Here is a 24,615-nt window from a genome sequence, read left to right as displayed (position 1 = left end):
CGCTAGATGGATTCGGCATCAAGACCTCGCGCCAACAAAAAAGCGCGGCATTTGATGATCCCTTGAGTAACCCATTTTAGAGCAGTATTCTTGCTTTTGAATCCCATCACATGGGCAACATCTTCCAAGGTGAGTTCTTCCAAAATATATAGGGAAAGAGCTGTACGCTCTTCCTCCGATAAGGCAGCGATAGCCTCCGTTAAAAGTGTTCTAGCCTCATCGCGCTCTGCGCGGTGATGGGGCTGCGCAGTGTCGTCCATGAGTTCCGCATGCGCAGGAAGCACATCTTCCAAATATAGGGGGGCGGCACGTCCGATTTCACTCCAATGTTGATGGAGTTCATGGACTGACCATCCCATCGCTTCGGCTAACTCCTGGTCATTAGGGTAGCGCTGCAGGCGTTGAATACAGCGGGCCGCTCCGACCTCCAGCGTTTTATTTTTTTTTCGCAGTCGGCGTGGTGCCCAATCTTCCTCCCGCAGCAGGTCTAACATGGCGCCGCGAATGCGCACAGCCAGCAGTTTGACAAATTCTTGCGGCGCAGCGAATCGTTGATGGTGACCTGCACATGCCCATGCGGCCAGCATACCTGCCTGTACGAGGTCATCGTATGCGTTACGCGAGGGCAGGCCGTCCTGAATCCGTTGAGCCAGACGTAGGATCAGCGGATAATATTCACGCAGGTAGGCATTGGTGTCCTGCTCGCAGAGCGTTATCGGTGCTGAACCCAATGTGGGATCTCCATATAGAGCTGCGCCATGTAATGGATATAGAGGGATACGAGCCAAGGACCGCCTATGAACAGGACCAGCACAATAAGGAATGCCTTGGGCACAAATCCGACACTCATATCCGATAGTTGCGTGGCCACCTGAACAAAGCCAATGACTATTCCTGCTATCAGTGCGGCACCCAGCAGTGGTAACGCCATCAAGGCTCCAGTGCGGGCTGCTTGCGTAACTGCGCTCAACATCCATCCATCATGGACCATTTTGAATCGCCTTTATGGAGACTCGAACGTCATGAAAAACTCCTGACGAGGGTGCCCGTTACTAGTAGCCAGCCACCGGACAATACAAAAAGCATCAATTTTAAGGGGATGGAAATGGTCTGCGGAGAGACCATCATCATACCCATGGCCATGAGCACTGCCGCGACCAGCAAATCAATAACCAGGAACGGCAGATATACCAAAAAACCGATCTCGAACCCGGACTCCAATTGCGAAACGGCAAATGCGGGTATCAATACGCGCATGGGAATGGCTGCCGCTGTAGGCAATGCCTTTTTGATGCCATCCATGCGCAGGAACTCTGCCGTGGCATCCTTGGTGGTGTTTTTCAGCATAAACGTACGCAATGGTGTAGCACCTATACCTATCGCCTGAGTAACGGTAACGGTTCCTGCTTCTAGAGGTTCCAATGCGTGCCGGTTGATTTGTGACCAAGTGGGTTGCATGACGAAGAATGTCAGGAAAAGCGCCAGACCAATCAATACAATATTGGGCGGCATCGTGGACAATCCCAAAGCCTGCCGAAGCAGGGAGAGGACAATGATAATACGGGTAAACCCGGTCATCATTAGTACGATGGCTGGCACAAACATCAGCATCGTCATCAGAATAACAGTCTGCACTGGCAACGAGTACGTTACCAAACCACTCGCCTTGCTAGCGGCTGCGGCAAGCAGTGGAACTCCTCCAGCCATGGTTTATGGCTCCCTGGGATTTTTGATTTGCTCGCTTCGGTTGACGATCGATGTCAGGCGTACTCCAAACCGTTCCTGATTGACCAATACCGCTTCGCCATAAGCAAAAAGTTCGCCATTAATATAGATGGTCAATGGCTCTCCAGATGCACGATCAAGCTCCACTACAGACCCTTGAGACAGTTGCAAAATGCTTTTCACCGGGATCCGCGCACGACCCAGTTCCACGGAAATGCGCATAGGAACATTGAGAAGCATGTCTAAGGAGGGCTTGCCACCAGGAAGAGCTGGTATTTCCCCATTCTCGACCCCATCGATGGTTGCAGAAAAATCTTCCATGGGGAGTGCATTCACAGAGTTTTCAGCCATGTTGTTATTCCTTCTTTATCTGAACAGCTTTCAAAATGTCTTCCTCATCAGGAGACCGATATTGGGTGATGCACAAAGCGTATTTTCTATTAGATACTCCATAGCGCCCATCCCCAATGGGAATGTCTTCAACAAAAAGCGTCGCGATATCAGGTTTGTCAAAAGGGATAATATCTCCCGCCTGAAGCTTGGAGGCTTCACCAAAAGTAATATTTCTTGCAGCGAGCAGAACGGTGGCCTCAACGCAGGCATCCTGAATATCTTTGTGCAAAGCGGTTTTCCAGGTAGCATCCATTTCCGTCTGATCTGCGGCAACGCCCGAGATTAATTGTTCACGAAAGGGCTCGACGGAATGGTATGGAAAACACACAAAGAACTTGCCGCGCCAGCGTTCCATCTCGATTTCAAAGCTACTGGCTACCACGATTTCTGGGCTTGCGGCGATGCCCACAAACTGCGCCTTGACATCGGATCGCGTGACTTTCATCTGCAGCTTGACGATCGGATCCCAGGCGGAGGTGAAATCGGCAATGGCATGATCTATGATCTGGTTGAAAACGCGCTGTTCAATAACGCTGAAATCACGCCCTTCCAATTTGGGCTCAAGTTTGCCATTGCCGCCAAAGAACGCCTCGATGACGGCATAGCATAGGTAGGGATCCAGGATAAACAGCATCGAACCACGTAGTGGGGTCATGCTGACCATTACAAAGTAGGAGGGCAACGCAATTTTCCCGATGAAATCTCCGTATTTGGTCATCTGCGCTGAAGTGGGTATGATGTCGGCGTTGACGCGCAGATAATTAAATAGACTACCGCGAAAGGCGCGCGCGAAGCGATCATTCAGCACCTCCATGGTCGGCATGCGACTACGCGCAACACGATCCTGGTTGAGAAGGTCGACAGATACCGCATCGCTCCTACCTACTTTCTGATCTCCCCGCTTAGGTTCGGAACTGGGGACGGAGAGGGTATTGGATGGCGTTCCTACCAGATCCATCAAGGCATCAATATCATCCTGAGAAACCGCCGTATCACCGACTGTTTCCGTAGCATCCACACTTGCCGCCATCAAGGCATCAATATCATCTTGGTTGACGGTGGCAGATATCGTTTCAGGTGGCGAAGGGTTGGCGCCCTGCAAGGGGTTCTTTTCATCTGTAGACATGTCGTTATATCCAGGACTCAAAGCCCGAAACTGTGGATGTTACGGAATCAATGGCCAATGATTCCGGGTTTTTTGGCACCGTTGGTGATGGGCGAGAAGATGATTCTCCAGTGCGCCCATGATTCGGAGTGTGACCCTGTGCGCCAGACCCGAAAGCTCCAAAAGCGTTAGTGCTCACCTCCACGGACGCATTGGACCCAAGACTAGACAGACTCTGGCTGATATGCGGTAAGGCTTGCTGGAGCAGTGCTTGCGTTTGGGGGTTGGACGCCTGTAGCCACACAGAGATCACGCCATTCGCACCATTCGATGTTTGCATGGAAATGGGGCCGAGGTGATGTGGATGCACCTGTATTTGTAGCATGCTGCCCTGTTGTGTTTGCCGAATACGCCCGGCGATGACGTGCTGCCAGCCCGGCTGAGTCAGGTCGATGGGCGCTAACTGGTTCCATGATTCCTGTGTGGCAGATGAGTTGGTGGTGGCTACTGACGGGTTAGCAACCCATAGGAGAGGGGTGCTTCCGGTAAGCAGTAGGTTCACCTCACTTGCTGTCAAGGTTGCCGGGCTGTTGAGCCCGTTTGCCGCCGTGCTTTGCGAGACTTGAATAGCAGCATTAGGTACTACCACCTGTGGCATAAGTGCGGCAACCTTGTTCGTGATTCCGACAGGTGTTTTGTTCTTGTTTTCGACATCAAGTCGCATATGCATGTTTATTTGGTGATTATTCTTCCCAGTATATGATGATATTACGACACCCCTGGGTGCGTGCCGTGCCTTCTGGTGCAATAGAACGCTTTCTCCCGGGCTCGTATCCGCGATTTGGATTGCTGCTTGATGCGGATTGATAGCGTGGCCATGCCGGATACCCTGCGGAAGCAATGGCCCCATGGATTGCGCCACCGGTGTGGCCATCAACGACTGCTGCACCGATTGTTGAAGCGACGTCCTATACCCCCCTTGTGGGTGTAGTGTGGTTACGGTTCCATGGATCGTGGCAGAATGTGGGCCTGATTCTGAAAGGGCAGTAATGTTGGTTGAAAGTTTGGTTCCTGATCTTGTTTTTGCTATATCATTTTGTGCTTGCGAAAATGTTTGCAATCGTCCCTGAGTGAACCTCACTGATGCCATACCCCCAGGGTCTACCATCTGGTTATTCACCGGTATGATGCTTGGTGCCGGTGTCGGAGCGAGCAGTGCATTTGTATTGGATGGCGGTACTGGTTGTGCTCCAGTCCCGCTAGTAGTTGTACCCGCGGTGCTTCCTGGGTCTTTACGGGATGCTGCTGGATGTTGCTGCAAGGCTTTGTGAGCCTGCGTTTTCTTTGCTATTTGCAATTGTGCTGAGAAACTGGTGGGAGTGGCTTGATTTAACACTTTAGTGTTGGCCAAGCGCGACCCTTCTGGCGACGACGTTGGTAAGTTTGTATGAATGATATTACGCATCAGCCGATCACCGCATCTTCACCGCCACGATTGAGGACGATCTGGCCGGATTGATCGAGCTTTTGCGCAACCGACAGTACGGTGCGTTGTGCGCTTTCCACCTCGGATAGGCGAATAGGGCCCTGCGCAGTCATCTCTTCACGAAGCATCTCGACGGCACGCTCAGACATGTTGGCAAAAATTTGAGTTTTAAGGATATCCGAAGCGTTTTTCATTGCTGTGACCAGTACATTTCGATCAATGTCGCGAAGAATCAACTGTAGTGAGCGGGCATCCAGTTCCTTCAAGTCCTCGAAGGTAAACATGTTGTCTTCGATTTTCTGAGCAAGTACGGCATCCAGTCCACGCACATAGTCCAGAGAGGACTTCATGCGACTGGGCTCAAGGCGATTCAGCACCTCCGCCGCCGCCTTCGGACCACCACTATCTCCCTGAACAATGGTATTGGTAATTTGTCCAGACAACTGCTGATCCAGAACTTCATTGAGTTCTCGAATCGCGTTGGGAGCCACCGGGGCCATTGTCGCGAGCCGAAAAACGATATCCGGGATAATGCGGTCGGGTAGGTTGTGCAGAACGTCACCCGCCTTATCCGCTTCCAGATGGGCCAAAATCGAGGCCACAATCTGAGGGTGTTCAAAGCGAATCATTTCAGCTATCGTCTTGGCGTCAGCCCACTTAATGATTTCCAGGCCAGCATACTCACCACCCGTAACAATTCGATCCAAAACTTCTGTGGCCTTGTCTTTTCCGAGGGCCTTGGCCAGCACCTCGCGGAGATAGGAATCACCTTGACCGCCAACGGAGGTTTGGTGCCGCAACCGATCCACAAAATCCTGCATGACGGTTTCCAGCACTTCCCGGCTAATTTTGCGGGGTCTGGACATGGCTGCGGCAAGCCGTTGTACCTCTCGTGGCGCAAGTTTTTGCATGAGCACCGCAGCCTCATCCGGACCAATGCTCAGCAAAAATGTCGCCGCATAGTCGATCCCTTTGCTTAAATGACCACGTCCTGACGATATCTCGGCCATCAACTTTCTCCTTCGCCCAAGTCACCAATCCACTCGCGCACCACTTGCAGCGCCCTGGTACTATCATTGCGGATTAAGGTTTTTATGGTCTCCATGTTTTCTGCCAGTCGTCCTTCTCCAACGCCCGAAATGTCCAGTACCGCGCCATCATCATTCAGCACCCGTGGTGCAGTGCCTGCCCCATGCCGCTGGTCCTCAGATACAGGGCCTTGCGCTACTACGGCATGGGATGCGGCTTCCGGCCCCCGGCGTTTGGATAGCCCTTGCATCATTTCCCGGATGGGTTTTCTCAGCAGGAGAAGGACCACCAACGCAAAGAGGAACCATTCAATAGCATGCCAGATTCTCCATGGAGAGAGCTGTTGCCACCAAGCACGGTGGACTGTCGGCGTCGCACGGAACGGCATGGCCTCCACATCGACCGTGCCATTTTGCGCCGATGCATGGATGGAGTTGTCCACCATTTTCTGCATGGATTGCAGCTCCTGGGCAGTGAATGTCTGCATGCTGGAGAGGATTGATACCGTTTTTTGCGCAGCGGTCGCCGCGCCTTTTGTAGAGATCGTGGATGCCGTTGGTGCAGCTACCAACGTGGTCGTCGCGGTGGACGGTAGAACGGTTCCGTTGACCAGTACGGAGACCGACAGGTCTCGTAATCGCCATGGCGCATCCTTCTGGAAAGCAACCGTTTTATCAAGGACATAACGAAAATGTTGGTCGCTTTTTTGCGAGGCGGGGATCATCGCCTTGATTTCGCTCAAGGTTAGCGCTGTAGGAGCGCTGCTGATCGGGGCAGTCAGCGGTGCCAGCGGTGCCCCTGGTGGTTGATTGGACAGGGCGCCGGGAATACCAAACGAACCGCCATCCAGATTTCCTTTCCTGTGTGCCGACAACAGAGCCGCCGTCACCACATGGCCCACTCCATAAGTCACCGAGCTGCGCTGTCCCTTGGCAAGATCCAGTCGGGCATCGACGACGACTCGGACATTCTGTGCACCGCCAACGAGGGGGGCCAGAAGGGCCAATATCTGCTTCCGGTAGTGCGCCTCGACGCTGTTCTGCAAATGCAGTATCCGGGAAGCGTTGGCTCCATGCGTCTTCGCAGTCAGCGCGTGACCATTCTGATCAACCACAGTTACATCCGCGCTGGATAGGCCGGGGATGCTGGACGCTACCAGATGCGTAATACCAAAGACTTGTTGGCTGCTCAGCGTTACGCCTGGCATCAACTGTAGCGTGACACCGGCCTTAGCCTTCGGCATCGTCTCAAGGAATGGCGTGTGCTCGGGAAGGGCAAGGTTTACCGACGCCTTTTCAACGCCGTGGATGGACTCGATATCGCGCCCCAAACTGGCTTCGAGGGCGCGCAGATAGGTCGTGTGTTCTACAAAGCTGGACGTGCCCAGTTTCTCATTTTGCAGGTGTTTCCATAAGGCGCTGGATGCCTGTGTCGGCAGCCCTTGTTCAGCCAGAGTCAGGCGTACCTGGGCAGCATCCGCAGCGGGCACTTCAACGGTGGAGCCGCCCTGCTCCAGCCTGAACGGAGTACCTTCTTTTTGGAGAAGCGCAATCACGGCGCCGCCTGTTTGCGGGCTGAGACCAGAATACACCACGGCATAATCGGTATGATTGACCCAAGCCCAGATGCCAAAAAGGACGGCAAGACCCATGGCTCCGGTACCAGCTATCGCCAGGCGTTTTGATTGGCTGGCTTCTACCCAGGTGCGCTGTAGGCGATCACCGATCTCTTGTAGTCTGGATGCCATACGACTTATACCGGCATACTGATCAGGGTTGTGTATCCGCGCGTCAATTCATTTCGGATACCAATAAGCTCCTGAAAAGCAATGCCACTCTTTTGCATGGAGAGCATGGTTTGTGACAGGGACGGGGCCCCGGGAACCTGGGCCGCAAATGCCTTTTCGTTGGCGCCGGCAGTGGCTTGTGCCTGCGCGACAATGGACAGCCCATGCGTAATCAATGCGGCGAACCCGCTGTGATCCGAGGTGACGCCGCCACCAGCCGCTGAGATGGTGGGCAAAGACGGAAGCGTCTCCGTTTTGAGTTGGAGCAGGCTCTGTGCCAAGGAGGCGCCAACCGCCTGGATGGATGGGGTCACGTATATATTCTCCAAAGGATACAAACCGTCCCCCGGAGCAATGCAATAATTGTTCCAAATATAATTTGTTACTTTACAGTTTGTTATGTGCCGCTATTAAGCGCGCAGCCCGTCGATCTGCCCGCCTTCTCGCTAAGGTTTCGCATGGAAAATGCTGTGCAGGTGCGCGAGCATGTGGATCGCCTCATCCAGGTCTTCCGTTTTTCCAAAGGCGTTACCATGCGCAATTTTGTTGAGAATGAATTCATACGCAATGCGAAGGCGCGGCGCCAAACCTGGAGTTGACGCATCATGAGCCCCTTCCTGAATCGGCAAGGCAGCCGTCCAGAATTCAACGATGGCGAATGCATCAAAAAGCATCTGCCCCTGCTGCGCAGGTTCGCGCTGCTCAATGGCACGTTTCGCGCCGGATAGCAAGGCAACACAGCGTTTGTAACCACGGTCCCACAGATCAATCGGGGTAGCGGTTTCATTGCGCACCGCCTGATAAGGATTAGCCGCCACTGCTGCCCCCGAATAGATTGCTGAAGATTGCATTGAGCTCATTGCTGGTTTGGCCGGCAGAAGATGACGCATTTTCATAAGCCGAGAACTGTGCGATCATGGCTTGAATCTGTGCCTGAGTTGTTTTCTCATAGCTGGTGATTTGCTTATTCATCGCTGTAATCTGGCTTTGGTTGCTGTTTTCGGCTTGCTGTAGTGTGCCATTGGTGCCCAACGCAGAACTCAGAAGACTCCCAAGACTTTGCGCGACTCCCTGGTTGAAGAAAAGTGTCGCAGTTGGGGTTACACCGGGCGCAATATTCAGGGACAATCCTTGCGCCGGGCCGTTCTCCACGGTCATGCTACCGTTGCTTCCGGAAGCGCTATATCCATTCACCGTGCCTGAGGTGAGTGCACTGCTGTTGGTGGTGACGTTTACCGTGTAAACGCCAGCGACGGTACCGGCAGCAGAGCCTGCATATTGCACATTGGGGTTGCTGGACCCCCCCATGGCACCAAAAAGACCCAGCACTTGATTGTAATTGGTGCTTAAAGCTGATGTCAGTGCACCACTGTTAATGGTGATGGTGCCGCTGGAAGTCAGAGTGATTCCGGCATTCCCAAAGCCGATGGCATCGGCACCCCCCGAGACACCACCTGCCGTGGTAGTGGAAATTAAGGATAACATCTGATTTTCGATGCTGCTGATGATTGGATTCCCCATCAATGGCCCACCGCTGCCGGATTGTCCGCTGGCGGCGCCCGGAGTATAAGCAGTGGCTTTTTGGATGGCTGTGGATGCCGCGTTAAAGGCATTAACGAAGTTGGCAATGGCGGTCTTTGCCGCCGTACTGGATGGAGACACGTCTATTGTCGTGCTGCCGGTAGCGCTCACCGCAAAGGAAACCCCTGGGATCGTCCCCGAAAAGCTGTTTGTGGCCGAGGTGACAGCAATCCCATTGACCGTAGCAGACGCATTTTGCGCTGACTGGCTCTCCGTCATCGTTGTGGTTCCGGAGCTGTAGGTAAACCCGGACAGTGCCGAGCCGGTCGTGCTGATGGTAAAGCTATTCGCGGCTCCCGTCTGATTGCCAGCCACTACCAGCCGATAACCCGTTCCGTCATACACGAGACTCGCAGATACGCCAGCGCCAGCGCCGTTGATCGCATTCTCAATACCGGCCAATGTGTTATTGGTGCTGGAGATCTGCACATTAACCGTAGTCCCACTTCCGACCGTTATGCCAATGGTACCTGTGCCCACCGTGGTGTTTTGACTGGAAAAATCCTGACTATAGAGCGATTGGGCCGCCGCAAGACCGGAGACCGTCACCTGATAAGTTCCGGATTGCGCGGTGTTATTTGCAGCGGCCGAAAGAATGCCGCTGTTTCCAACGGTGGCCTGCGTCTGCGCTAAGGCAGAGAGATGATCCAATCCCTGCGTTGCACTCTGCAGTGAAGACAGGATCGAGGAAATATTGCCCAGTGCGCTGATCTGTGTTTGCAGGGGAATTTCCTGGCCCTGTAAAATCTTCACGGGGGCGTTATATTGGTTTTCTGCCGCAGTGATCAGAGAAGTGACCTGACTGGAACTGAGTATACCGGATAGGGACATGCGAGCACCTGTTGAGCATCGGTGGTTTACCCACTACCAAGCAGGCCCTCATTCAGGCGCGCTTGGTGGTGGGCACGGGAAGCGCCGAAGCGCTCCCCGTGGTGTTTACGGAATCAACTTCAGATACGCCTGTTGCGTCTGACTGGAGGCCGACAGTGCTCCGATACCTGCCTGCTGGAGGATCTGTGCCTGCGTCAGGTTTGTACTGACCTGCGGAATGTTGGCATCCTGGATGACCGACTGTGCTGCCTGATCATTGGTAGCCGTGGTCTGCAGATTGCTCAACGCGCTCTGTACCCGCTGCTGCACCGCACCCAGCTGCGTTCCCTGCTGATTCAACTGCTGCAGGGCGTAGCTGATAATGGTGATGGCATTGCTGGCACCCTGCTGGGTTCCCACGTTCACCTGGGTCAGATTGGTCAGCGTGCTGCCGCTGGTGACGCCGACATTAGACCCACCGGAAACCGTGAAGGCATTGGCGGACTGGAAGGACACCAACCCCTGAACCGTGGCGCCAGTGCTGCCACCCGACGCAAGAGTGGTGGCGCCCGCACCGAGCGAGACTGTGCCACTGAAATTGGCGATGCTCACGTTGTTGCCGTTCACATCGGTTAAGACCAGTTGGTTGCTGGTGTTCACGGAAGCAGCGATGCCCGTGGTGGAAGTATTGTTATTCACCGATTGCACCAGGCTGGATAGTCCTGCTGCCGTATCGCCGGTCACGCTCGCCGAGATGTTCACCGCGTTAGTCTGGCCGCTGTTGGTGCCATTGCCGAGAGAAAAACTGATGTCGCCGGTAGACGTAACGTTGAACGCAACACTGGTATAGGCCTGCGCGTTGACCCCGGTCAGGTTGGAGACATTATTAACGCTGGCCGCAACAGAAGCTGCCGATTCGCCAGAAGAACTGACGGTCACCGATCCGCTACCGACACTGCCCAGGATGCTCATGCTGCCAGACGTGAAAGCGCCAGACGAGGAAATCACGTAAGAATTTCCGCCGGTAGTACTACCCCCGCTATAAGTACCGGAAGCCGCCGCCGTCTGATACACACCCAGGTTGGTCGCCGCAGTGCTGCCGACGCTGGCATCAATCACCTGACCCTGATTGGCACCAACCTGAAACTGGACGCCGGCAAAACTGCCATTCAGGAGACTGATGCCGTTGAATTGCGTCTGCTGCGCGATGGTGGACACCTGTGCCACCAACTGACCGACGGTGGATTGCAGGGATGCCAAATCCGCGCTGGTGTTGGAACCGTTGGCAGCCTGGACCGCGATAGTACGGACGTTCTGCAGGATATTCGTCTGTTGGCCAAGGGCTCCGGTGGCGGTCTGCAGCAGCGAGACGGCCTGGTTGGCATTGGAAATGCCTTGGTTGGAGCCATTAATCTGGGTGGTAAAGCCCTGGGCAATGGTGTAACCCGCAGGGTTATTGGCGGGGCTGTTGATGGAAAGCCCGGTAGACAACTGATTTTCCAGGCCGGTGATGGTCTGATTGGTGCTGCCCAACGAATTCAGCGCGGACAGTGCGGAAACGTTGGTATTGATAGAACCGAAAGCGGTAGACATGGTTTTTCCCTCATTGTGGTGAAAGGATCTCGGCGCACCCCGTGGTGCTGCCTTATCTCCTTTTACGTCACGCTGGTGGAATTTGTCCTGGCCGCGAGACGGTCCACGCCTTGACCCATACATCCAGATGGTCTTCCAGCATCCAGTGTGCCTCCACATGTGCCTTAAGCACCTGTCCCGACTGGGCGAGTGCGGGACGGTCCGCCACCGCGTCCTGGATAGCACTGAGCCAGTTCTGGTAACGGTTTTTTACCCGCAGCACAGGGAATCCACCTTGATACGGGAAAATATCGGTGCAGACCACTGGAATACCCAATATCCCCATCTCCAGCAAGCGCAAATGACTTTTGCCTTCATTGAAAGGATGCATTTCGAGTGGCGCCACCGCCAGATCCAACCCCAGAGAGGCAATCTTTTGCGGATATTGATCCAGTGGGACAGGTGGCACAAAAGTCACATAAGGACGCATTGCATCAGGGCACATGCCCATAAACACCCAGTCAATGGATTGGTGCGTAGCCTTCACTACATCGGCAATCAATTCCAGATCACCCTGATGACTGACGCCACCGACCCATCCGACACGTGGCTTGCATCCTGCCAAGGGCTTTTCGCCGCCACCAGCAGGGCTGCTGACCAGGTTACCCCATCGCGCACGCTCCAGGTAATTCGGTACCACATGGATATCATCGATCCAGCCGCGATAGGCTTGCGCCAAAGGCTCGGTCGTTACCACCAATCTATCCATGGTCTTGAGCGCCGCGCGAAGCCGTGTGGAGAGATCCTTGTGCATTTGAGGGCGATGCGCATTCTTCATGGGCAAATGAATGACCAAGTCATCCACTTCGAAGACCCGGAGCGTGTCCGGACTGTAACGTCGCCAGTTTTCAATGGTCGCCGACTGATGATCTTCCATTTGCAACTGGAAGATAACACTATCCGGCGCCAGTTGTGCCATCTCCGGTGGGGTCAGCAACTGCATGGATTCAATGGACTGGAGATGGCCAGAGCGTGCCAGGGCCCGAGCCGGGGCAATAATCCGATACTCTCCGGTGCCTTCCCTGTTGACCGGGTGAGCCAATACCCGCGGACGCGGGCGCCAATCGTCCTGCCAGGACAAGGCCGGTACCGTCTCATGTTGGAACCCGCGACCATGCCGGGTGAAGTTAGCATTGTAGGCGGTATCCCGCCGCATTTTATTCCACCACTTGCGGAACATGCGATCATTGCCTTCGGACAGGACAGTCTGGGCCTTCTTCACGGCTTCCGGGCTACCTTCGGTCTCAGCGCGCTGGCTAGCAGAGCCATGGTGCATCAGGATGGCATCTGAGGTCCAGACCGTACGATAACCATTGGCACCCAACTTGAGACAAAGATCCACGTCATTAAACTGAATAGGAAACTGCGAATCGAACCCGCCCACCTCCAAAAAGAGCGATTTGCGTACTGCCATGCAGGCAGCCGTAACGGCTTCATAATTCTGGGTGAGAATCAGGCGACCATAATAGCCACGCTCTGTGGCGTCAGCCCCTAAAAAAGGGTGGTCGGCAGCCCCGCCAGACAAGCCAATTATAACGCCTGCATGTTGTATTTTTTCATTGGGAAAGAGCAGCTTCGCGCCAACCGCGCCGATGGGCGGACGCAGAGCGTGCCGCATCATATTGCGCAGCCATTCCGGGTGTAGGCAGGCAGTATCGTTGTTCAAAAAAAGGAGGACTTCACCGCGTGCCATTTTTTCTACAGCAGCATTGTGCATGGCGGTATAGTCAAAAGGGCCGGGGTACCGGAACACACGCAGGCGGCCCTCCATTTGCTCTTCGTTGGCTTCCAGGGCGTCCAGATAGTTACAGGCATCCGGTGCGGTAGACCCGTTATCGATGATAACAATCTCGTAATTCGGCCATTCCGTTTGTGCGAGGACAGACTCCACGCATTGACTCAGGTAACCAAATTGATCCTTGGTGGGAATCAGTATCGTGACCAATGGCTCGCGTTCTAGTTCGTACACCACCCGATAAGTAGCTGGCGCAGGACCATATTCCACCGTGGCCCGCTCGCCGGTACGCTGTAAATGGGCAAGGAGAGCCGCACGCCCGGAATCCACGATGGTATTTACGGAAAACTCCCCGCTCCCGGAGCGATGACCACGATGATAGAGTATCCGCGCCACATGGCCGATCAGCAGTTCAGCGTGTTCAGGCAAAACCTCCGCGGCCCGCAGTATGGCGTCATACTCCTCGGCACCGGGGAAAGACGACGTCAACCCGCCGATGGATTTGAGAAAATCCTTGCGAATGGCGAACAGTCCACCGATATAAGGGAGACTACGCAGCGTGTCGAGATGAAAATCCGGCTTGCAATGCGGATGACTATGCCGACCATGGTCGTCTACCAGATCTTCATCACTATATACTGCACGCCATTGCGGATGCGTGGCTATGGATATCCCCAGGCGGGCCAAAGCATCTTCTGCCAGAAAATCACCAGAGTCTACAAAAACCACCCACGCATCTTCTGGATTGGGAAGCGCAACAATGGCATCGTTTATGGTGAAGTCCTGAACTACCGACCAAGCCGCCGGCAGTTCGGGCCAAAGAATGGGAATTTCCGTGGGTGCTTGCAGGACGATCACCGCGTTCGGAGCGACAATTTGTTTGACCAGGCTTTGCACCGCGCGCTCGGCAGACTGCACATTACGTACCGCCTGACGGAGGACGACCTGAAAAATTGGCGCGGTTGGAGATTGCCGAGCTTCTAGCAGCCATTCCCGCTCCTGTGCTTGTAATGCTTGGTTTTGTCGCCAGATTTCCTCTGGCGTCGGGGTGGATTGCAACTGCATTTGAACGCAGTTGCGGTCCTCGTCAGCGGACGGCAGCGTATCCGACTCCATTTCGTCTGCCGTGGCGCTTAAACGAGCTGTGAAGAGATGTTGCAAGGCAGTCCATTCATCAAAGGCTTGCGGAGTGACGCCATGCAAGGCGCCGCCCTGAATGTTGATCAGTACGGTATGATCTGGACGACCTTGATGACTGAGTCGCACATCGGGCACCAGCCCCGTATAAAGCACCTCGTAGCCGCAAGACTGGAGCATATCTACTGCGGTCTTCTTGGTGAAGAACCGCAGGTGGGTTATGTCGAGCAAACCACTATCGGCATACGGCCAGTCGCCCGCGCACACCTGCCGCATCACGCCCAGGTTGCGTACGTTGGGCAGGGAAACGATGATCTGAGCATCCTGGGTCAACATGGGGCGAATCCAGCGCAAAAATTTCCAAGGATTCTCCAGGTGCTCCAGTACGTCAGCAAGTATAAGCGTGTCTACCGAAGCAGCTTTGATGCCAGCCGAAGACAAGTCACTAAGGGTGGGGTCTTTGGCGCTGGTTACCACCGCATCCAGTAGCTGTCGGGCTCTATTGAGGGAATCTGGATCAATATCCATCCCGATTACTCGCGCATCCGGCCACCTTTCCTTGATAAGCTTGCCCGTAGCACCGCCTCCGCAGCCGACATCCAAGACGAGTCCTGGGCTACGAAAAAATGCATGAACTAGTTCAGGGCGTGGATGGTTATGATATTCCTCGAAATGATCGGACATGTGTAAAAAATTCCCAGAGCAATAAATCCATTAACTATCATTATGCATAACTTATGCCAATATCTGCCAAGCGTGCTTCCCGCTCCCGGGTTGGCTCCCTAATATCCTAGAAAAACACGCAGTTTCGCGCATTCATTGGTTTTACTGGCCAGCTTCTCTTCCAATGGTCGGATCCTATCTAATGCACGGGTACGCTCATCTATCAGGATACGTTCCACCCAAAACAGGAAGTTTTCACGGTCATCAAATGCCAGCAGATCATAGATCTCTTGGCAGGGAACGGCGATTCTGTCAATCTCCGCCCATGTTTTGGTATCAAAAGCGACGATTTTTGCCTGCTGGTGCTCACCCTCTACCGTGTTACGCGAAGCACTTAATCCAACAAAGAGTATCCCATCCCGCCAGGCAAGCCCACGTGAATAGCCGCCAATGTTCAAGGTGCGCTGTAGAGTGAATTCCATTGTGTACTGCCTGACATTTCCAGTCTCGGAGTCGCAAAGATACAGATAGCCGTCCCGTGCCGTGAGGATAGAATGCGGTTGGCTCAGACCTTCAAGCCAAGGATTTTTGGTGCCATGAATGGACCGAAGAAAACCACGGGTAGCGGAATGGTTTTTGTAGCCACGCGTCCCTGCAAAATCCCCGAAAGCTGTGAAACACAGTTCTTCGTGGATGATTCCCAAACAATTGACATGCCACGAATCGCGTTGCTCAGAGAGCTGCCATCGTTCCACAACAGTTTTTTTTGCAATGTCCCATTGTAGGATCTCCGAAGTTTCGGTGGAGACGAGATAAAATCCTTGTTCAGTGAGCAGAACGTCATGAATATCTGCCCACGGCCCACGATATTCTTGTCCACCTTCAGCGGTTGCGAGTACTACCGCACCCTCAGCCTGAACAGCACGAGCCAATTTTCCATGCGCCAGCGATAGTCCGCATGTGGGCCGATCATCCAAACAAATAATGGCATCGTTGCGGCATGAAAAAACGCCCCCTCCTTGATTGGGAGCGCTAAAAATAATGCCGTCGAACACATGCATGACACCCTTACCAGGGCTAGCGCCGTAACAGTAATTGCTGCTGGAGAGAGACATAGGTTTCCAGCGCATTTTGAAACGGCAGTGATGGATCAATAAACTGAACACCCAACAGCACACGCTCGTGCCCGACTGAATGGTCATCGGGCGTGCCTACCTTTTCCATGCGCACAACCTGGGCGGTACTTCCATAATGCTCGCCCTGCAAGTTCACGGTGATTTCCAGTCGCTGCCCAATTTCTATCGCAACTGGACATTCGAGATAGGTCGAGAAAGACAGTTGCGCACCGGTAATACTGAGGTCATGGGCAAAGGCCGCTGTTGACTTGTAATCGACATGAACACCCCATTGAATCGTCAGGCTTTGTGCGGTATCCAAGTCTACGGGTACCCGGTAGGCACTACGACGCTGAGTACGCAGCAAGACCTTTGGAAATACCAATGCCACCGCATCATGACCATCACTGTGCCGGATAACCCCATCCGACATGGTCTGAAATCCATAATGATAGCCATCCTCGGCGCGACGCCAGCGCACAGTCACTATCGTACCCTTTTGCGGGATTCTGGAATGCCCTGCGCCAATATCCAGCAATATTTTGGGTGCGGCGTCTTTCAGAAAATACATATTGGACGATGCATCTTCAAAGAACAGTTCCACCAATGCTTGCTGTGCCCGCGCAGAAGCAATAATGCGAGCTATCGCTCCGTGAGGAATTGCTTCCCAACCGACAAAGTTTTCGTGGTGCGGATGCACAGGCTATTGCTCCTCTTATAGTTTGAGAGTCGTAAAGAGGTTCATTCCTTGAATGGCGGAAAAAGCACCAAGCGCCGCTTGCAGCGCAGTGCTGCCCTGCTCGAAGGCCGTTGCCACTGCCGGGAGGTTGGCGGAGATAAGGCCGCTTTGGGTGATGGCATCATTGGTCTGCTGGGTGGAATTCGTCTGACTGACCGCGTTGATTTGGGCCAGTGAACTGCCGACGGCAGCTTGTCCGGTCAGCAGTCGGGTGAGGCCTTGGTTGAAATTAGCCAAGATGTTATTCATCCCCTGATCAAATTGCGCGCCCGGCGCACCGCCGGATCCCCCCTGGGAGAGCAGAGTGGACATCTGCTGCACAGTTTGAAAAAGGCTCTGGTTTTTGGCGGGGGCAATGGTAAAAATATCGCCGGCCGCAGGTGTGCCTTGTAAGGTGAACTGACTGCCCGCCACATCAATGACCGTACCTGGGGTATAGGAGCCACTGGCGACCGTGGTTCCCGATGCGTTAACGACCGCATACCCGGAAGACCCTGCGGACCCTGTACTGAATTGCAGCGAGTAGGACTGATTCTGCACGTCCATGGCGGTGGCTGCGGCCAAGTTTGTAACACCACCCACGGCCACTGTTGCTGCACCAACGTTACCGCTTGCCGCGTTCACTGCGGCGTACCCATTACCCGTAGGAATATCCATCAATAAAAATTGCCCGGAAAGTGAAGTCGGGATCGTCAAGCCTGGCGCGATTTGCAGACGATTCGTGCCGGCATTTCCTTCATAGGAGACGGTACCGCCATTGAGCGCGAAGGGACTGGTACTGCTCTGGCTTCCAGACAAGAGATAATTGCCATCCGGGGTTTGCGAGTTGCCTAGCTGTAGTAGCTGTTGCAATCCTTCGTTCACAGAGGTGGCCAGCGCCTGTCGGTCTTGTGCGTTCACGGTTCCATTGGCGGCAGTGAGCGCCGTTTGCCGCAAAGACTGCACCAGGCTGCTGATGCTGCCCATGGTGGAAGACAGGGTCTGCAGGCTGGATTGCGCCAACCCAGAGGTTTCTCCGTCAAGCGTGAGTGCGGCAATTTGTTGCGTGATTTGCACATTCTGGGATGCGGCCGTCGGATTGCCTCCTGGATTGCTGATCGCCAGACCAGTGGCGAGTTCCTGGTTCAGCGTCGTGAGTTGCGACTGATCCGCCAGAATGGCATTGGTAGGCAAGGCATAGCTATTGGGGGTGCTGATGGCCGAAATCACGATTTCGCTCCTTATATCGATTGCAGCAAATTCTGGAAAAGGGTGTTGGATGTCTGAATCACCGCAGATGCTGCCTGATAGGCTTGCGTGTAGCTCACCACCAGAGCAGCTTCGGCATTCAGGTTGACGCCCGAGATATTGGAAAGCGCGGTTTTTGCTTGGGTCAACGTAGTCTGTGCCACAGCACCGCCCTGGTTGACACCCTGCAGCAGGTTACCATAGGAGTTCGACATGTTCGCGGTGAACTGATTGAGTGAGCCTGCAGAAAGTGCCGGCAGGCTGGCCGCTTGTGACATGGATACGGCGTTAGCATTGCTCCCTGGAGCGCCGCTGCTCAAGGTAAAAGCATCTCCAGAAGCTGGTGTACCACCAGCCCAGGAAAAAACAAAAGCTGATCCGGACGCCAGGGAATTGGAAGGATACCGCACCTCTAGGGCGGTAGTGCCACTCGCGGACCACATACCAGACGCAACAAAGGCCCCGCCACTAGTCGTAACGTTGAATTGCGTGCCTCCCGAAAAGGTGACGGTCAAGGGCTGTCCGAAGAAGCCAGAAGCAATCACTGCCGCGCCCGATACAGCCGAACCTGATGGCGCCAGTACCATTCCTGATGACAGAGTTTCTGCGCCTGCATTGGTATTGACCAATCCACCATTTTGCAGGGATCCAGCGCTCGCCACATAAGGGGCCGCAGCTGCCACCTGATTGGGATTGGTCATGACCACTCGAAACGAGCCAGCGGTACTGCCTACCGGGTTCACCAAATAACTATCCCCTGTCGCAGGGGTGCCACTGATACCCACGGTCATGCCGCCAAAAGCCAACTGACCTCCAGAAGCGGTCATCGCTGTGCTGCTCCCGGTGCTGTTATTCGTAACGTTCCACTGAGACCCGTTGTATTCCAGCGTGAAGGTGGTGGGGGGGGTAGTGGAAAGATCGGTAATCGTCGCCGAAACAATGGCACTACCCAGATTGCTCCCGGCGGGAAAAACCTGCGGGCCATTGACGGCAAACATCGGCTGACCGATGTTACCATGAAGATCCACGCCCTGGGCCTGCTGCGTATTGGTAACCGCGGCTATGCCTTGTGCCAGTAATCCGAATTGCATTTGAATAGTGCTGACCTGCTGTTGCGCGGTAATGGCCCCGCCGAGCTGGCCACCCGTGATCTTACTGGTAAGCACCTGCCCGGTGGGCTGGTAAACAATGCCCGCCTGACCAGCTTGCTGATAGGTGCCGCCCGTTTGTACTTGAAGTTGCAGGCTTTGGCTGCCATCCACCAGCGTCGCACCGCTTTTCGTGGCCACGATCAAGGTCCCGTTGGGCTGCTGGATGGTGCTGATGCCCACTTGGCCAGCCAGAGAAGTCAGAGCGGCGCTTTGCTGGTCCAGCAGACTATTGGAAACTTGGGTCCCCTTTGGGGTTTTCAGGATTTCTTGGTTGATCGACGCCAGTTGAGTGCTCAATCCGTTAATCGTCGACACCGATTGCTGCATCTGCTGCACCAATGAGGTTTGGGTGTTGCTGATGTTTGTGGTCGCGTTCTGGTATTGCGCGGACAAGCTCCCCGCTTGCGAGAGCACGCTTTGCCGGTTGGGAATACTGGAAGGATTTGTCGATAGAGTCTGCACGGATGCAAAAAACGCTTGGATGGCTGCCGGAAGCCCAGATTGAGTGAACCCCACGGGGAACAGGCTGGAAAGGGTACTCAGTGTGTTGGCCTGTCCGCTGAAGGCCGTTGCCAAGGAGGTTGCATTGAGCACCTGGTTCTCGGCATAACTGCTGAAGTTGCGCTGAATCGACTGCGTGCCAACACCCGCACCCAGAGAACCATAGGCCTTGGGCTGGCTAGCATTCTGGGAGAGGATGGCGGTCTCGCTGACATAACTCGGTGTATTCTCATTAGCGATATTGTTGGATACCGTCTGCAGGGCGTTTTCGCTCGCTAGTACGCCGGACAAGCCCACCTGGAGAATACTGGTTAATGACATCGTTGGTGCTCCTTCTATAAATCACGCCACGCAATTTTCTTTCGCATCCTACCCACGTTTTACGGCACAAATGCCGTTCCTGTGCAGATGCTAACTTGCATTATCAGGCAGCCGCCAATCCCCAGAAATGAAGAACCACCGGTGTTGTTTCATGGCGCACCCAAAATATGGGACCAGACCGGCAATTCTGCCACTTGCATGATTTTCGCAGCATATGCCGGGTCGGTAGCGTAACCTCCGCGGACAAGGCCTTGAACGAATGCTTGCGCATTGCCTCCAGTACCCATCGCTTGTGGGTAATGTTCTTTGATGAGCCGCGCGTAGTGCTCCATACAGCCCCCGACACTGGAAAAGGCGCGGAAAGCCGCAATGGTCGGTGTCAGGACACCATCGACTACTTCGTTTGTTGGTGCCAGCACACTGGGTTCACCAGGAAGAGCCTTGATACCGAACAGGTTATTCCCAACCATATGCGCCCCCCAACCTGTTTCCAACGCCGCCTGGGCCAGAAGCAATTTCGGAGCAACCCCCAGAAGCTTGCCAACGCGCCTGGCGAGCGGGGTCAACTGTGCGATAAATGCCTGTGCCGATGCGGAAAGCGTAGCTGAAGAACTAACACCCCCTGCCCATCCTGCGTTCGACAGCGATGGCTCAAGAATGACTGGTGGTGTCTCCCCGATAGCGGTCGCTGCCGCTGCGGGAACACCCAATGCTTTATCCAGTATCGGAACGAGGCCCATCCCATTGCCGGTCTGCGACAATTGCGTAGATAGCGACTGCAAAAGCATCGCTTGATAAGTGCCAGCGCCGGCAGCAGAACCAAAGAGCTTGGGCATCATGCGCTCGAGCAATTGGTCAATAAATACCCCAGCAAATTGTTCAGCTGTTCGTGCAGCCTGAGCATAGCTGGCGGCGGAGTTTTCTCTCTGTGCGCTGGTTGCACCCTTTCCATTCAGTACAGGTCTTCCGACCAAGGATGCCTGTGTCGCGTCCGTAGCGGGGGGCTGTGCCACGTCCGGCAGGGGCTGCATCGGTCGGTATAGAGAGGAGAAGACAGGGTGCGGCATTTAAATAACCTTGATTCGCGCATGTAGAGCGCCAGCGGATTTCATGGCTTGCAGGATCGATGCAAGTTCTGCCGGCGTGGCTCCCACGGTATTCAAGGCACGCACGACATCTTCCAGGCTAGCGCTTTTCCTGAGCAGAAAAAGGTGTGCCTTATGCGTTTTAATGCCGACTTTAGTATTGCTGGTGGCGACTGTGACCCCCCGACCAAACATATTCGGCTGACTCACCATTGGTGTGGTCTGGATGCTTACCGACAATGATCCAGTAGCCACTGCACAGGACGTAATGCGGATATTCGACCCCATGACCACGGTGCCATCCTGGGCATTGATGACAATAGTCGGCCGAGGTGCTGGGGCGCTGACCGGGATTTGTTGCAGGGCGGAAATAAACCCGACCCGTGCGTTCATACCAATAGGTGCGCGGACTTCCACTACCCCTGGTCCCTGTGCCTGTGCGGAACCTGGGAAGATCTGATTCACCGCTTCTACCATCCGCGCCGCCGTGACATAACCCGGCTTGCGTAACAGTAGGGTAATGCCTGCCTGCGGCGCGGATGGTGGCAAGGGTACTTCCACGATTCCCCCGTTTACAATCCGTCCCACGTCCGGATTATTGACAACCAAGGATGTGCCCCCTCCCAAAGCGGATGCGCCTGTTACCAGCACTGGCCCTTGTCCCTGGGCATAGACTTGGCCATTGGCACCATGCAGTTGTGTCATCAAGAGAATACCCCCACGCAGACTGCTCGCATTTCCCACAGCGGAAACTGTGAGCGTGAATTTTTGTCCTGGCCGTGCATCGGCTGGAATGGTTCCCGTGATCATTACCGCCGAATCGTTGTTCGGTTGCATAAACGTGTTGACTGGAAGATTGATGCCCATGTGTCTTAACATATTGGTAATGGTTTGGGTGGTGTACGGCACCTCGGTCGCTTGATCGCCGGTCCCCGGCAAACCCACAACCAATCCATATCCGATGACTCGGTTCGTGCGGTCTCCCCCAATGCGGGAGAGTTGACCTACTGTGCTAGCCATGGCAGCCGATATGCCAGATAACCAGCCACCGGCACCCAGGCAGAAGATCAGACACAGTAGTACCGTGCGCTTAGTGGTCGCACGCATCAGAATGGCCACCATGTCAAAAAGAAACGCGCCAGCCAGGGCATTTTAGCTGCCTGATACCCTTGGCCGGTTCCACTGTATTCCACTCGCGCGTTGGCCACGTCCGTGGAAGGGATGGTGTTATTGTTGCCAATATCGGCCTCACGGATGATTCCCGATATACGGATCCACTCTGCGCCGGTGCCTGCGCCGGAGTTCAGTTGGGTTTGTCCAAGAATTGCCAGATCTCCGCCGGGGAGTATCTGCGTAACGGTGGCGGAGATGGTGCTGATCAGCGTGTTGCTCTGGGTCGATGCGCCAGCGCCGCTACTACTGACGCTAGAGCCGGCAGTAACATTCGGGGAAATTTTGTTGCCGCCGATATTGCCCAAAGAGAGCGGCAGACCAAAAAAACTACTGATGGCATTGCCAATGGAGCTTTTGCGACTGGTCGCGTTCTGAATGGCATTGCTGGCCGTGGCATTCTCCAGAATGTCTACCGTGATCAGGTCGCCGACTCGCCACGGCTGATGGTCTGAATACCAGTTCTCCGCCGTGGTTGGCTGATAAACCTGACCATTCGCCAATGATGCTTGTGGTGCCGTCATCGGGGGTAATGGCAGAGGTGCAAATGGTTTGCTGTGATGAAACGGCATGCCGGCGGCACATCCAGAGAGTAATCCAACGGACCCAGCCAATATGACTGCCGCCTGAATGGCAATAAGCAGCTTTTGTGTAAAGGTCGTCAATGTTGCTGGCATCAGATATTCGCCAGGTAGCCCAGCATCTGATTGGCCGTGTTGGCCATATCTGTTCCCAATTGATATGCCCGTTGAGCGGTAATCATGCCCACCATGGCATTCACTACGTTGACATTGGAGGATTCGAGGTAGCCCTGCATAACTGCGCCTGTACCGTTGATGGTCGGCTGCTGAATATTGGGTGCACCCGATGCGCCGGTCTGTAGCATGAGATTGTCGCCGATCCGTTGGAGCCCCGCCGGATTCTGGAAAGTGGCCAACTGTATTTGGCCAATTTGCGTGGGTGCGGCCTGCCCCGGCAGTTGCGCGGTGACGGTGCCGTCTTGAGCGACTGTAATGGAGGTGGCGTTGGCCGGGACCGTAATAGGTGGCTGCGTTAGATATCCATTGGCGGTAACCATCTGCCCATTCTGGTTGAGCTGAAAAGAACCGTCGCGGGTATAAGCCAGGGTGCCGTTGGGCATGAGCACTTGAAAGTAGCCGTTTCCATTGACGGCGAGGTCAAGGCTATCGCTGGTCTGCGTGAGGTTACCTTGGGTTTCGATGGGCTGCGTTCCCACAACACGCACGCCCGTACCCAATTGCAGACCAATGGGGAGGTTCGTCTGCGTGGAAGATAGTGCGCCAGGCTGACGTACGTTCTGATAGAGTAAATCCTGAAACAAAGCTCGCTGGCGTTTAAATCCCGTCGTGCCCACATTCGCCAGGTTGTTGGCGATGACGTCGATTTGCGTTTGCGAGGCCTCCAGGCCAGTACGAATGGTTGATAGTGCGCGAAGCATAAATCGTTCTCCTTTCCTTACAGATTGCTAGGGATGGAATTGGCATCTTTTTGGTCGGTGGAAATGGTCTGCACGGCTTGGGTTTCCCACTGAAATAGACGTGAGGCGCTGATCATGTGGATCATGCTGTTGACCGGATTCACATTGCTGCCTTCCAGCGCACCGGGGACAATTTGTGCCGCAATCCCTTTTATGCCGACTTTCTGCCCAGGGTTGGGCGCAAACAAACCGTTGCCTTGTGGTTGAATGGATGCGGACGGTGGGTTCACGACTAGGATTTGCCCTACGCTCGAGGCTCGCGCGTTAGGGGTGTTCGGAGTTGCGGATACTGTTCCATCCGGAGTGACACGCACACTGGCCCCTGACGGCACATAGATGGGCGATCCACCAACTCCCAGTACAGCTTGACCGCTCGCGTTAATGAGCATTCCCTGCGCCGACAGGTTGAAGTTGCCTGCACGCGTATAGGACTTCTCGCCACCCTGCGATTGCACCACGAAAAACCCTGGGCCATTCAAGGCGATATCCAGTGAGCGCCCCGTTTGCTGTATGGCTCCCTGCTGGAGGTCCATACCATTCTTTTGCGCAACCACGTCGACCCGATTCGGTTGTCCTTGGTAAAAGAATGGAACGGCGCGAAAAGCCGCGCGTTCGGCCTTATAACCCGTGGTACTGGCATTGGCGAGATTGTTAGCCGTCACGTCTAGCCGCTTGGATGCGGCCAGTAACCCGGTCATGGCGATATACGCGGATCCCTCCATAATG

General features: G+C 54.6%; 22 protein-coding genes. All 22 read right to left on the bottom strand.

The window, feature by feature from the left end; genetic code table 11:
• Window positions 1-2: 2 nt before the first annotated feature.
• Entirely contained in the window at window positions 3-731 is a 729-nt protein-coding gene (locus H2515_RS11585; protein WP_065413825.1) for a sigma-70 family RNA polymerase sigma factor, read from the bottom strand.
• Window positions 713-973, bottom strand: a complete 261-nt coding sequence (locus H2515_RS11580; protein WP_065413849.1) for a flagellar biosynthetic protein FliQ — start codon at window positions 971-973, stop codon at window positions 713-715. The genes H2515_RS11585 and H2515_RS11580 overlap by 19 nt, the downstream gene beginning before the upstream one ends.
• 47 nt (window positions 974-1,020) lie before the next feature.
• Window positions 1,021-1,707: a flagellar type III secretion system pore protein FliP gene (fliP, locus tag H2515_RS11575; protein WP_035194036.1), complete on the bottom strand. Its 687-nt coding sequence runs from the start codon at window positions 1,705-1,707 to the stop codon at window positions 1,021-1,023.
• 3 nt (window positions 1,708-1,710) lie between these two features.
• Entirely contained in the window at window positions 1,711-2,076 is a 366-nt protein-coding gene (gene fliN, locus H2515_RS11570) for a flagellar motor switch protein FliN (RefSeq protein WP_035194038.1), read from the bottom strand.
• Window positions 2,077-2,080: 4 nt separating this feature from the next.
• On the bottom strand, window positions 2,081-3,244 hold the full coding sequence (gene fliM, locus H2515_RS11565; protein WP_198660206.1) for a flagellar motor switch protein FliM: 1,164 nt from the start codon (window positions 3,242-3,244) through the stop codon (window positions 2,081-2,083).
• 4 nt (window positions 3,245-3,248) lie between these two features.
• A complete protein-coding gene (locus tag H2515_RS11560; RefSeq protein WP_198660205.1) occupies window positions 3,249-4,688 on the bottom strand; it encodes a flagellar hook-length control protein FliK in 1,440 nt (479 codons plus the stop codon).
• The gene (fliG, locus tag H2515_RS11555) at window positions 4,688-5,719 is read right to left on the bottom strand and encodes a flagellar motor switch protein FliG (protein WP_051984869.1); all 1,032 of its coding nucleotides are present in this window, start codon (window positions 5,717-5,719) and stop codon (window positions 4,688-4,690) included. The genes H2515_RS11560 and fliG overlap by 1 nt, the downstream gene beginning before the upstream one ends.
• On the bottom strand, window positions 5,719-7,485 hold the full coding sequence (gene fliF, locus H2515_RS11550) for a flagellar basal-body MS-ring/collar protein FliF (RefSeq protein ID WP_198660204.1): 1,767 nt from the start codon (window positions 7,483-7,485) through the stop codon (window positions 5,719-5,721). The genes fliG and fliF overlap by 1 nt, the downstream gene beginning before the upstream one ends.
• 5 nt (window positions 7,486-7,490) lie before the next feature.
• The gene (locus H2515_RS11545; protein ID WP_035194043.1) at window positions 7,491-7,838 is read right to left on the bottom strand and encodes a flagellar hook-basal body complex protein FliE; all 348 of its coding nucleotides are present in this window, start codon (window positions 7,836-7,838) and stop codon (window positions 7,491-7,493) included.
• Window positions 7,839-7,970: 132 nt separating this feature from the next.
• Window positions 7,971-8,375, bottom strand: a complete 405-nt coding sequence (locus H2515_RS11540; RefSeq protein ID WP_172804455.1) for a flagellar protein FliS — start codon at window positions 8,373-8,375, stop codon at window positions 7,971-7,973.
• On the bottom strand, window positions 8,332-9,936 hold the full coding sequence (gene fliD, locus H2515_RS11535) for a flagellar filament capping protein FliD (protein ID WP_198660202.1): 1,605 nt from the start codon (window positions 9,934-9,936) through the stop codon (window positions 8,332-8,334). Before fliD ends, H2515_RS11540 begins: the two co-directional genes overlap by 44 nt.
• 105 nt (window positions 9,937-10,041) lie before the next feature.
• A complete protein-coding gene (locus H2515_RS11530) occupies window positions 10,042-11,508 on the bottom strand; it encodes a flagellin N-terminal helical domain-containing protein (protein ID WP_065413820.1) in 1,467 nt (488 codons plus the stop codon).
• A gap of 67 nt (window positions 11,509-11,575) precedes the next feature.
• Window positions 11,576-15,103 carry a glycosyltransferase gene (locus H2515_RS11525; protein WP_269802044.1) on the bottom strand — a complete coding sequence of 1,176 codons (3,528 nt, stop codon included), beginning with the start codon at window positions 15,101-15,103 and terminating at the stop codon, window positions 11,576-11,578.
• A gap of 98 nt (window positions 15,104-15,201) precedes the next feature.
• Window positions 15,202-16,143 carry a DUF4915 domain-containing protein gene (locus H2515_RS11520; protein ID WP_198660200.1) on the bottom strand — a complete coding sequence of 314 codons (942 nt, stop codon included), beginning with the start codon at window positions 16,141-16,143 and terminating at the stop codon, window positions 15,202-15,204.
• 16 nt (window positions 16,144-16,159) lie between these two features.
• Complete coding sequence (locus H2515_RS11515) at window positions 16,160-16,897, bottom strand: flagellar brake protein (RefSeq protein WP_198660199.1); 738 nt, start codon at window positions 16,895-16,897, stop codon at window positions 16,160-16,162.
• Between the two features lie 15 nt (window positions 16,898-16,912).
• On the bottom strand, window positions 16,913-18,145 hold the full coding sequence (gene flgL / locus H2515_RS11510) for a flagellar hook-associated protein FlgL (protein ID WP_051984871.1): 1,233 nt from the start codon (window positions 18,143-18,145) through the stop codon (window positions 16,913-16,915).
• An 11-nt stretch (window positions 18,146-18,156) separates the two neighbouring features.
• The gene (gene flgK / locus H2515_RS11505; protein ID WP_065413817.1) at window positions 18,157-20,136 is read right to left on the bottom strand and encodes a flagellar hook-associated protein FlgK; all 1,980 of its coding nucleotides are present in this window, start codon (window positions 20,134-20,136) and stop codon (window positions 18,157-18,159) included.
• A gap of 149 nt (window positions 20,137-20,285) precedes the next feature.
• Window positions 20,286-21,203: a glycoside hydrolase family 73 protein gene (locus H2515_RS11500; RefSeq protein ID WP_198660198.1), complete on the bottom strand. Its 918-nt coding sequence runs from the start codon at window positions 21,201-21,203 to the stop codon at window positions 20,286-20,288.
• Window positions 21,204-22,328 carry a flagellar basal body P-ring protein FlgI gene (locus H2515_RS11495; RefSeq protein WP_176712615.1) on the bottom strand — a complete coding sequence of 375 codons (1,125 nt, stop codon included), beginning with the start codon at window positions 22,326-22,328 and terminating at the stop codon, window positions 21,204-21,206.
• Window positions 22,328-23,068 carry a flagellar basal body L-ring protein FlgH gene (locus H2515_RS11490; protein ID WP_065413814.1) on the bottom strand — a complete coding sequence of 247 codons (741 nt, stop codon included), beginning with the start codon at window positions 23,066-23,068 and terminating at the stop codon, window positions 22,328-22,330. Before H2515_RS11490 ends, H2515_RS11495 begins: the two co-directional genes overlap by 1 nt.
• Window positions 23,068-23,850, bottom strand: coding sequence for a flagellar basal-body rod protein FlgG (flgG, locus tag H2515_RS11485; protein WP_035194058.1), 783 nt, complete (start codon window positions 23,848-23,850; stop codon window positions 23,068-23,070). Before flgG ends, H2515_RS11490 begins: the two co-directional genes overlap by 1 nt.
• A gap of 17 nt (window positions 23,851-23,867) precedes the next feature.
• Window positions 23,868-24,611 carry a flagellar basal-body rod protein FlgF gene (gene flgF / locus H2515_RS11480; RefSeq protein ID WP_065413813.1) on the bottom strand — a complete coding sequence of 248 codons (744 nt, stop codon included), beginning with the start codon at window positions 24,609-24,611 and terminating at the stop codon, window positions 23,868-23,870.
• Window positions 24,612-24,615 lie beyond the last annotated feature (4 nt).

This window comes from Acidithiobacillus ferrivorans (genome assembly GCF_016250455.1).
Taxonomy (GTDB): Bacteria; Pseudomonadota; Gammaproteobacteria; order Acidithiobacillales; family Acidithiobacillaceae; genus Acidithiobacillus; species Acidithiobacillus ferrivorans.
This window is presented reverse-complemented; position numbering and strand designations above follow the sequence as displayed.

What these genes read in the sequence shown, in the direction of transcription:
- fliF (WP_198660204.1), bottom strand. Translation starts at nt 7,485, where the DNA reads ATGGCATCCAGACTACAAGAGATCGGTGATCGCCTACAGCGCACCTGG.
- fliD (WP_198660202.1), bottom strand. Translation starts at nt 9,936, where the DNA reads ATGTCCCTATCCGGTATACTCAGTTCCAGTCAGGTCACTTCTCTGATC.
- H2515_RS11530 (WP_065413820.1), bottom strand. Translation starts at nt 11,508, where the DNA reads ATGTCTACCGCTTTCGGTTCTATCAATACCAACGTTTCCGCACTGTCC.
- H2515_RS11580 (WP_065413849.1), bottom strand. Translation starts at nt 973, where the DNA reads ATGTTGAGCGCAGTTACGCAAGCAGCCCGCACTGGAGCCTTGATGGCG.
- H2515_RS11500 (WP_198660198.1), bottom strand. Translation starts at nt 21,203, where the DNA reads ATGCCGCACCCTGTCTTCTCCTCTCTATACCGACCGATGCAGCCCCTG.
- H2515_RS11560 (WP_198660205.1), bottom strand. Translation starts at nt 4,688, where the DNA reads ATGCGTAATATCATTCATACAAACTTACCAACGTCGTCGCCAGAAGGG.
- flgK (WP_065413817.1), bottom strand. Translation starts at nt 20,136, where the DNA reads ATGTCATTAACCAGTATTCTCCAGGTGGGCTTGTCCGGCGTACTAGCG.
- fliP (WP_035194036.1), bottom strand. Translation starts at nt 1,707, where the DNA reads ATGGCTGGAGGAGTTCCACTGCTTGCCGCAGCCGCTAGCAAGGCGAGT.
- H2515_RS11525 (WP_269802044.1), bottom strand. Translation starts at nt 15,103, where the DNA reads ATGTCCGATCATTTCGAGGAATATCATAACCATCCACGCCCTGAACTA.
- H2515_RS11490 (WP_065413814.1), bottom strand. Translation starts at nt 23,068, where the DNA reads ATGCCAGCAACATTGACGACCTTTACACAAAAGCTGCTTATTGCCATT.
- H2515_RS11520 (WP_198660200.1), bottom strand. Translation starts at nt 16,143, where the DNA reads ATGCATGTGTTCGACGGCATTATTTTTAGCGCTCCCAATCAAGGAGGG.
- flgG (WP_035194058.1), bottom strand. Translation starts at nt 23,850, where the DNA reads ATGCTTCGCGCACTATCAACCATTCGTACTGGCCTGGAGGCCTCGCAA.
- fliM (WP_198660206.1), bottom strand. Translation starts at nt 3,244, where the DNA reads ATGTCTACAGATGAAAAGAACCCCTTGCAGGGCGCCAACCCTTCGCCA.
- H2515_RS11495 (WP_176712615.1), bottom strand. Translation starts at nt 22,328, where the DNA reads ATGCGTGCGACCACTAAGCGCACGGTACTACTGTGTCTGATCTTCTGC.
- fliG (WP_051984869.1), bottom strand. Translation starts at nt 5,719, where the DNA reads ATGGCCGAGATATCGTCAGGACGTGGTCATTTAAGCAAAGGGATCGAC.
- flgF (WP_065413813.1), bottom strand. Translation starts at nt 24,611, where the DNA reads ATGGAGGGATCCGCGTATATCGCCATGACCGGGTTACTGGCCGCATCC.
- fliN (WP_035194038.1), bottom strand. Translation starts at nt 2,076, where the DNA reads ATGGCTGAAAACTCTGTGAATGCACTCCCCATGGAAGATTTTTCTGCA.
- H2515_RS11540 (WP_172804455.1), bottom strand. Translation starts at nt 8,375, where the DNA reads ATGCAATCTTCAGCAATCTATTCGGGGGCAGCAGTGGCGGCTAATCCT.